General features: G+C 66.4%; 1 protein-coding gene. It reads left to right on the plus strand.

Annotation, left to right across the window (positions count from 1 at the left end):
• On the plus strand, positions 1-1076 hold a 1076-nt coding region (locus ACOVRJ_RS21510), incomplete at its 5' end, for a serine hydrolase domain-containing protein (protein ID WP_422045863.1).
• Between the last annotated feature and the right edge of the window lie 36 nt (positions 1077-1112).

Raw genomic sequence — 1112 nt, forward strand, 5'->3', positions numbered from 1 at the left:
CCCCGCCACCACCTCCACCGCCGTCCAGTGTCTGGGCTGCGGTCGACGCCGCCGTCGACAAGGCCGCCCCATCGTTTGGCAACGGCCTGACGGTCGAAGTGGCAATACCCGCTGGCGTGGTCTATTCGCGAAGCTCGGGCGGCTACACGTCGCAGACGCGCAATCCCATCGCCTCGGCCACCAAATGGGTCACCGGATCGACCATCCTGCGGCTGGTGCAGCAAGGCACCCTGACGCTGGCGACCCGCACGGGCGATCTGCTGGTCGACCGCAACGGCGCACCGTGGAGCGGGCCGATAGGCCAAATCACGCTTTCTGACCTGCTGTCGTTCACCAGCGGCCTGGAGGGCGACGTGGACGAAGCCACCGCGACCAGCATCACGCTGGCCGAGGCGGTGCTGCGGATTCATGACAGCCAGAGCAAACCGGGTGTGCTGGCGCCGCCGAAGGCGCGTTACTGGTACGGCGCCACCCATCTGCGCGTGGCCGGTCGCATGGCGGAGGTGGCAACAGGAAAGTCCTGGCAGCAGATCTTCGACGCCGCACTGCGCGTGCCGCTCGGCTGGGATTCCGCCTCAATCTACAGCCTCGGTGGACCCAACCCGGCGCTGGACGGCGGCGATGGCGGCATCCGCTGCAGCGGCGAGGAGTACATGCGTTTCCTGGTCATGCTGCTCAGGAAAGGGCTGTACGGCGGCGCACGCCTGATCAGCGAGAACCTGATTGCCACCCAGCGCGCCGACGCCTTCACGGCCAACACGGTGATCGTAAAGAGCCCCTACCAGAAGTTCACGCCGGACCCGATGTACCACTACGGGCTCTGCAACTTCCGCGAGTGCGGCAATCCGGGCAATGCCGGCGCCTGCGACGTCGATCCGACGTTGCGCTTCTCCAGCCCGGGTGCGCTCGGCTTCGGTCCGTGGATCGATGTCTATGGCAACTACGCGGCCTGCGTGATGACGCGCCAGCCGCAACAGGGCAATACCGAGCCGTCGGAAGTGCTCAAGCAGACGCTTGCGCCGCTGATCAGGTCCGCGTTGACTTCCAACCCAGCGGTAATCCGGCCGCTGCCCTAGCCCGGATGTTTCATCAGGGACGCAAGATTTGCGCGG

Source organism: Roseateles sp. (assembly GCF_049240545.1).
Taxonomy (GTDB): domain Bacteria; phylum Pseudomonadota; class Gammaproteobacteria; order Burkholderiales; family Burkholderiaceae_C; genus Paucibacter_A.